This window comes from Streptomyces sp. NPDC058157 (assembly GCF_042884105.1).
In the GTDB taxonomy this organism is placed as follows: Bacteria; Actinomycetota; Actinomycetes; order Streptomycetales; family Streptomycetaceae; genus Streptomyces.
The window spans coordinates 22,129-28,542 of record NZ_JBHVUQ010000098.1 but is presented as its reverse complement, the minus strand read 5'-3'; the positions used below and the strand labels follow the sequence as shown (position 1 = coordinate 28,542).

Here is a 6,414-nt window from a genome sequence, read left to right as displayed (position 1 = left end):
GCTCTGACCTCTGCCAGTACAGCGGTTCCTCGTCCCACCCATGCCGACCCCCTCCGGAGGAGCACCCGATGAGCACCCCGACCACGACACGGCTCGCCCTCGCCGTGGCCGCCACGACCCTCTTCGCGGTGACGGCCGCGACCCCGGCGGTCGCGGCGCCCGGTGCCGGTACCGGTGCCGGTGCCGTCGCCCTGCATCCGGAGCCCAAGGCTCCCCGGGAGTTCGTCGCACTGGACTCCGTCGACCCCACGATCATCCAGGAGATGCGCTACCCGTCGGCGCACAACTTCGTCGGCGAGCGCATCGACGGCTACCGGCAGCCCGTCTGCATACTGACGCGCCCGGCGGCCGAGGCCCTGCACCGGGCCCAGGCGCAGCTCCTGCTGCAGGGGTACTCGCTCAAGGTGTACGACTGCTACCGGCCGCAGCGCGCCGTCGACCACTTCGTGCGGTGGGCCAAGGACCTCGCGGACGAGCGGATGAAGGCGGAGTTCTATCCCCGGGTCGACAAGTCCCGCCTGTTCGAGGACGGCTACATCGCGGAGAAGTCCGGGCACAGCCGCGGCAGCACCATGGACCTCACGATCGTGGCGCTTCCGGCGCTCCCCGCGCCCCGGCCGCGTCCGGGGCAGGAGTCCGTGCCCTGCTACGCGCCCCAGGCGGAGCGGTACCCCGACAACTCCGTCGACATGGGGACGGGGTTCGACTGCTTCGACACGCTGTCGCACACCGACGATCCGCGCGTCCAGGGGACCCAGCGCGCGCACCGCCTGCTGCTGCGGACGGCGCTGGCCGCCCAGGGGTTCGTCAACCTGCCCGAGGAGTGGTGGCACTTCACGTACAAGCCCGAGCCGTTCCCGGACCGCTACTTCGACTTCCCCGTCGCCCGCCGGTCGGTCTCCGGGCACCGCCCCTGACGGGCGGGCCCGGTGCGCCGTGCCGCGTCCTCACGCGGACTCCCCCGCGGCGCCCATGGTCTCGGCCGGGCCGAACCAGCGGGTGAGCGTGTCGGCGAGACCGGCGCCGCCGGCCCAGCAGACGTAGCCGTCGGGGCGCACGAGTACGGCCCCGGCGTCGATGCCGCCCTTCTCCGCCCGGGCGCGCACCCGGACGATCCGGTCCTTCCAGGGGTCCGCGGCGTCGAGCGGGGCGTCGGACAGCTCCAGCAGGACGCCGCGCCCGCCGCGCGTCAGGTCGCTGAAGCGGATCTGCCGGCCCTCGTCCGTGGTGAGGTCGAGGTCGGGCATGCGCAGGCCCAGCAGCGGGTGTTCGGCGGCGTCGGGAGTGGGGAGGCGGAGGTCGAGTCCGGCCATCACACCGGCCATGTACCGGTTGGCCTCGGGCACGCGGAGCAGGTCGGTGAGCACGTCGCGCAGCTCGCCCAGGCCGCCGTCGCGCTGCGGGCCCATGACGACGCCCTGGGCCCGGGTGAGGGCGAGCACCCGGGCGGCGACCGGGTGCCGCTCGGTCTGGTAGGTGTCCAGCAGTTCCTCGTCCGCCTCGCCGCGCAGGACGGCGGCGAGCTTCCAGCCGAGGTTGAAAGCGTCCTGGACGCCGAGGTTGAGCCCCTGGCCGCCGGCCGGGGAGTGGATGTGGGCGGAGTCCCCGGCGAAGAACACCCGGCCGTGCCGGTACTGCTCCAGCTGTCGGCTCGCGTCGCTGAACCGGGAGGAGTAGCGGATCTCCGCCACGTCGAGGGCCCCGCCGTGGGTGGCGCGCAGCACCTCGCGGACCTCCTCGGCCGTCACGGGGGCGTCGCGCTCGGCCGTCGCGGTCCGCGGGCCGCTGAAGATGAGCTTGTGGAGCCCGTTCGCCAGGGGCGTGACCATGGCGAAGTGGCCCTCGGGTGAGGTGTGGATCCGCGAGCTGATGTGTCCGGTGGTGCTCTCGTCGATCTCGCCGGTGAGCACCAGATCGGCGGTGGCCATGCGGACGGTGGCGGCCTGGCCGGGGAACTCGGCTCCGACGATCTTGCGCACGCTGCTGTGGGCGCCGTCGCAGGCGACGAGGAAGCGGCCCCGCAGCGAGCGCTCGCCGTCGGGCGTGGCGACGGTGACCGTGATCCCGTCGGCGTCCTGGCGCAGTCCGGTCAGCTCGTGCTGCCTGAGCACCCGGCCGCCGAGCTCGGCGAGGCGGTCTTCGAGGACCGCTTCGAGCTGGTCCTGCGGGAGCAGGACGGGGTGCGGGTAGCGGGTGTCCCAGGCCGCGTAGTCCAGCGGGACGGGTAGTCCGGCGAAGTGGCCGCCGACCAGCCGGTAGTCGATGGACCGCCCGAGGGCGTCGTCCAGCAGGCCGCGCAGCGCGAGCATCTCGGCGGTCCGGGGCTGGATCGCCCCGGCGCGGGACTGGAGGTTGCGGCCGGGCATCCGGTCCAGCACGACGGCGGGGACGCCGGCGAGGGCGAGCTCGGTGGCGAGCGTGAGCCCGGCGCCGCCGGCCCCTACGACGATGACACCGGTGACCTGCGTGTTCATGGAGCCTCCGAGGACGTTTCCTTCACTTGGTAGAGAACTATACCAGGTGCAACTTTCTCCTGGGTACCCCTTTCTGCCTTATCGTGTGCGCATGACTGAGCCCCTCGGACTACGCGAGCGCAAGAAGCAGAAGACCCGGCAGACGATCTTCGAAGCCGCCCTGCACCTGTTCCTGACCCGCGGGTTCGACGAGGTGTCGATCGTGGAGATCGCCGAGGCGGCCGAGGTCTCCAAGCGCACGCTGTTCACGTACTTCCCGACCAAGGAGGACCTGGTCCTGCACGTGTTCGCCGACCACGAGGACGAGTCGGCCCGCGTGGTCCGCGCCCGCCCGGCCGGCACGGCCCCGCTCGACGCCCTGCACGCGCACGAGCTCGACGCCCTGGCGCGGCGCGACCCGGTCACCGGGCTCACCTCCGACCCCGAGGCCGTGGCCTTCGCCCGGCTGCTCAGCACGACGGCGAGCCTCAGCGAGCGGCTGATGCGCTACGCGGGGCGCAGCATCGAAGCCCTGGCGCGGGCGCTGGAGGAATCCGGCGCGGACGAGCTGACCGCGCGGCTCGCCGCGGTGCAGGTCGTCACCACCCTGCGGGTCCTCGCCGACCGCAACAGCGAGCAGGTCCAGGCCGGCCGCCCCGCCGACGAGGTGTACCCGGAGGCCGTCGCCGCCGCCGACCGGGCCTTCCGCCTCCTCGGCTCGGGCCTGGCCGCGGCCCTCCCGGCCTGACTCACCCGGACGTGCGACCCGTCGGCCGCGCCGACGGCGCCCGGCGGCGGTCGCGCTCGGGGGGCGGGTCGTCGGACGGGGCCAGGCCCAGTATGTCGAGCAGGGTCCGCAGGTCCTCGCTGTCGGTGGCGCGGGCGGCGACGGCGCGGCGGGCCGCGGCCCGGTCCGCGGTGCCGGTGCGTGCCAGCAGGGACGGTTCCTCGCAGGCGAAGGGATCCTTCATCCCACCGATGCCACCACCGCGGCGGCCGGTCCGCAGCCGAGGTTGCTCCATCAGGCCCCGCGCCCGCCCCGGCGCCGGGCGGTGCCCCGGCACACCGGCGCCCCGGCGGCGGGCGTCCCGGCCGGTGGCGGTGGGGGGCTACGTACGGACGGGGGTCGGGGCCGGGGCCGGGTCGGGGTCGTTGAGCTCGGCGATCAGGGCGTTGCGGCCGACCAGCATCTCCGTGAGGATCCGGCGCGCGGCGCGCAGGAGTTCGGCGACGTCGCCGCCGGCGAGGGCGTAGGTGACGGTCGAGCCCTCGCGGGTGGAGACGACGATGCCCGAGCGGCGCAGGACGCCGAGCTGCTGCGACAGGTTGGAGGCCTCGACGTCGATCTCGGCGAGCAGGTCCCGTACGGGCATCGGGCCGTCCTGGAGGAGCTCCAGCACGCGGATGCGGACCGGGTGGCCGAGCATCCGGAAGAACTCGGCCTTGGCCTGGTACAGCGGGACCTGCATGCCCACCACGCTCCTGTTCCTCCTCGAACGGGGTCCGTCCCGGGCGGGGACCACGCCATCCCACCATCGTCGCGTCCTGTCGGCCCACGCGGAACCGATGTTGACCGGTTTCACATGTGCCGAGTTGAAGAGTTCTTCAACTCGTGGGCATGCGTGGGCCCGACGGACACGGCGGCTAGACCTCGAGATCGGACTCGATCCGGGCCAGCTGGTGCCGGGCCATGGCCAGGTTCGACCGGCCGCGGTCCAGGACCAGGTAGAGGAAGAGACCGCCGCCGGCACGGCCGCGGCGGATCCGGATCAGGTGGTACTGGCTGCCGAGGGTGATGAGGAGGTCCTCGATCTCGTCCTGGATGCCGAGCATCTCCATGGTCCGCAGCTTGGCCCGGATGACGTCGGTGTTCCCGGCGGCCGCCACCATCAGGTCCAGGTCCTTGCCGCCTCCGAGCGTGCCGAGGGCCATGCCGCTGGCGTAGTCGACCAGCGCCACCCCCAGGGCCCCCTCGATCGAGGTCATCGCTTCCTTCAGCGACACTTCCACATTCGCCATGGCTGTCCTCCGTCGGTCTCTTGTGCCGGGCGCGGCACGGGTGTTCCGTACGGGACGCTACCGATCGCACGGCTCCGCACGGCCGGATCCGCGGAATTGGCGCGATCCCGCCCCCGTCGCCCGGCGTACGCGGCCGGCTCGCGCAGCCGGGCCGCCGCGGTGCGCCAGGCGTCGGTGACGGCGGCGTGCGCCTGGCGCGTCCGGGCGGCCACGTCACCGGTCAGCTCCAGCGGGGGCCCGACGTGGACGTGCAGCCGGGGCCGCCGCAGCGGCGCGGTGACGACCCCGGCCAGCTGCTTGGCGGCGCCCCCGGAACTGACGCGGCGGGCCCCGGCCTGGCCCACCGGGACCACGGGCGCTCCGGTGCGCTCGACGAGCCGGGCGAGCCCGCTGCGGAAGGGCAGCGGCGCGGCTTCGGCGGCGTCGCGGCGGGAGGGGATGCCCCCTTCGGCGTACAGCAGCACCGAGCGGCCCGCCGCCAGGGCCGCCGCGGCGTGGTCGAGGGCTTCGGCGGCCCGCCGGTCCCCCCGGCGGACGGGGATGTGCCCCTCGCGGACGAGCAGCCGCCCGAGGACCGGGGCCCGCCAGAGGCCCGCGGCGGCCATGACGACGGGCTCGACGCCGCAGCGCTGCAGGGCGGCGAGGACCACGGCCGGGTCGGCGAGCGAGGTGTGGTTGGCGACGATGACGCTGCCGGACGGGAACCGGGCGTCGGACGCGGTGGTGACGCGGATCCGCGCCAGGGCGGGAACCACGAGGCGGGCGAGGCGGCTGAGCATGGTGTTCCCGTTCACGAGGGCGGCGGCGACCGCCCCAGGGTGACCGACTCCCGGCCCGCACCGCCTGAGTCCTCCTACTCAGCCCGGCCCGTCGGGGTACCCAGGGGGTCCGGGGTCCGGACACCCCGGGCGCACGTCCCCGGCCGCTCAGCCGGATTCGTCGAGTCCGCTCAGCAGGCGGGCCACGTCGAGTCCGGTCGTGAGGTAGTCCTCGAAGGTCCGGTTGTTGAGCGCCCTGGGCGACCGTCTGCTCCGGACGAGCGCGATGGCCGCCGCGGGTTCGAGGCCCTGCCCGATGAGGGCCTCGGCGACGACCAGGCCGGAGCGGTTGTAGCCGGAGTGGCAGCGCACGAGCACGCTGCGCCCGGCGCGCACGGCGTCCGTCGCGGTGCGCGCCAGCTCCTGCACGGTGCCGATCTGGTCGGCGGTGAGCGGGGCGTCGGGCAGCGTGCGGACCAGGTGCCGGACGGACGGGTCCGGCCCGTGGCCCACACGGGTGAACAGGCTGATCACCAGGTCGAACTCCCGGTCCACGACGGCCTCGCGGACTTCACCGGTCCGGTCGACCCAGACGTGTCCGCCCATCCAGAGCCCCGGCCCGACCTCGTTCCACGGCTCGCCGGGCAGGGGCTCGCCACGGTCCTTGCGGCGCGTCTTCACCGTGTTCCCCTCCCGTGCGGGCGATGGTGCGGGCCGACCGTGCGGCGGCGGTGGTGGTGGGTCAGGAGACGCGCTTGAGGGTCCAGGCGTTGTTGTTGAAGCCGGAGTTCGGGAAGGCGACGCAGGAGCTGGAGTAGTACGAGCTGGTCTGAACCCAGCCGGCGGGGTAGTACGTGGAGCCGCAGGCCTGGACGACCGTGCCTATGGGCAGGCCGGTCAGCTGCTTGATCTGCTTGATGTTCGGCGAGAAGTTCTGGGTGCCGCAGCTCGCGCTGTAGCCCCAGCTGACGTCCACGTAGCCGGCCGGGGTGGCGGTGTTCGCGCAGGTGGTCGTCACGTCGCCGGGGGCCGCCTGGGCGGGCGCGGCGGAGAGGGCGAACATCGCGGCGGCGCCGGCGAGGGCCATGGCGGTGGTGCGCGAACGGGTCATGGTGGACTCCTGGGAGGCGAAAGCGGCCAACGGGATACGGCAGCACATTCCTACGTCCTGGCCGCACACCGGG

At 73.9% G+C, this 6,414-nt stretch carries 8 protein-coding genes and 1 pseudogene; 2 read left to right on the top strand and 7 right to left on the bottom strand.

All coding sequences use genetic code 11. The features are described 5' to 3' along the window. Positions 1 to 68: 68 nt before the first annotated feature. The gene (locus ACFVXK_RS23330; RefSeq protein WP_389614594.1) at positions 69 to 917 is read left to right on the top strand and encodes a M15 family metallopeptidase; all 849 of its coding nucleotides are present in this window, start codon (positions 69 to 71) and stop codon (positions 915 to 917) included. 30 nt (positions 918 to 947) lie between these two features. On the opposite strand, the gene ACFVXK_RS23325 is transcribed toward ACFVXK_RS23330, so the two are convergent. Further along, the gene (locus tag ACFVXK_RS23325) at positions 948 to 2,474 is read right to left on the bottom strand and encodes an FAD-dependent monooxygenase (protein WP_389614592.1); all 1,527 of its coding nucleotides are present in this window, start codon (positions 2,472 to 2,474) and stop codon (positions 948 to 950) included. Between the two features lie 91 nt (positions 2,475 to 2,565). On the opposite strand from ACFVXK_RS23325, the gene ACFVXK_RS23320 reads away from it, so the two are divergent. Beyond that, positions 2,566 to 3,201 (top strand): TetR/AcrR family transcriptional regulator, encoded by a 636-nt coding sequence (locus ACFVXK_RS23320; RefSeq protein ID WP_389614590.1) that lies wholly within the window; start codon positions 2,566 to 2,568, stop codon positions 3,199 to 3,201. 1 nt (position 3,202) lies between these two features. Here ACFVXK_RS23320 and ACFVXK_RS23315 read toward each other — a convergent pair whose 3' ends face one another. The 6 genes and pseudogenes from ACFVXK_RS23315 to ACFVXK_RS23290 form a co-directional block, all read right to left on the bottom strand. Beyond that, positions 3,203 to 3,424: a hypothetical protein gene (locus ACFVXK_RS23315; protein ID WP_389614588.1), complete on the bottom strand. Its 222-nt coding sequence runs from the start codon at positions 3,422 to 3,424 to the stop codon at positions 3,203 to 3,205. Between the two features lie 138 nt (positions 3,425 to 3,562). Continuing rightward, positions 3,563 to 3,922, bottom strand: coding sequence for an ArsR/SmtB family transcription factor (locus tag ACFVXK_RS23310; RefSeq protein WP_389614602.1), 360 nt, complete (start codon positions 3,920 to 3,922; stop codon positions 3,563 to 3,565). A gap of 175 nt (positions 3,923 to 4,097) precedes the next feature. Then, positions 4,098 to 4,472 (bottom strand): hypothetical protein, encoded by a 375-nt coding sequence (locus ACFVXK_RS23305; protein WP_358893956.1) that lies wholly within the window; start codon positions 4,470 to 4,472, stop codon positions 4,098 to 4,100. Positions 4,473 to 4,594: 122 nt separating this feature from the next. Next, positions 4,595 to 5,251 (bottom strand): annotated as a pseudogene (locus ACFVXK_RS23300) (lysophospholipid acyltransferase family protein); the annotation flags it as partial. A gap of 147 nt (positions 5,252 to 5,398) precedes the next feature. Beyond that, positions 5,399 to 5,911: a protein phosphatase gene (locus tag ACFVXK_RS23295; protein ID WP_389614586.1), complete on the bottom strand. Its 513-nt coding sequence runs from the start codon at positions 5,909 to 5,911 to the stop codon at positions 5,399 to 5,401. Between the two features lie 61 nt (positions 5,912 to 5,972). After that, a complete protein-coding gene (locus ACFVXK_RS23290; protein WP_389614584.1) occupies positions 5,973 to 6,341 on the bottom strand; it encodes a hypothetical protein in 369 nt (122 codons plus the stop codon). Between the last annotated feature and the right edge of the window lie 73 nt (positions 6,342 to 6,414).

What these genes read in the sequence shown, in the direction of transcription:
- ACFVXK_RS23330 (WP_389614594.1), top strand. Translation starts at nt 69, where the DNA reads ATGAGCACCCCGACCACGACACGGCTCGCCCTCGCCGTGGCCGCCACG.
- ACFVXK_RS23325 (WP_389614592.1), bottom strand. Translation starts at nt 2,474, where the DNA reads ATGAACACGCAGGTCACCGGTGTCATCGTCGTAGGGGCCGGCGGCGCC.
- ACFVXK_RS23320 (WP_389614590.1), top strand. Translation starts at nt 2,566, where the DNA reads ATGACTGAGCCCCTCGGACTACGCGAGCGCAAGAAGCAGAAGACCCGG.
- ACFVXK_RS23315 (WP_389614588.1), bottom strand. Translation starts at nt 3,424, where the DNA reads ATGAAGGATCCCTTCGCCTGCGAGGAACCGTCCCTGCTGGCACGCACC.
- ACFVXK_RS23310 (WP_389614602.1), bottom strand. Translation starts at nt 3,922, where the DNA reads ATGCAGGTCCCGCTGTACCAGGCCAAGGCCGAGTTCTTCCGGATGCTC.
- ACFVXK_RS23305 (WP_358893956.1), bottom strand. Translation starts at nt 4,472, where the DNA reads ATGGCGAATGTGGAAGTGTCGCTGAAGGAAGCGATGACCTCGATCGAG.
- ACFVXK_RS23290 (WP_389614584.1), bottom strand. Translation starts at nt 6,341, where the DNA reads ATGACCCGTTCGCGCACCACCGCCATGGCCCTCGCCGGCGCCGCCGCG.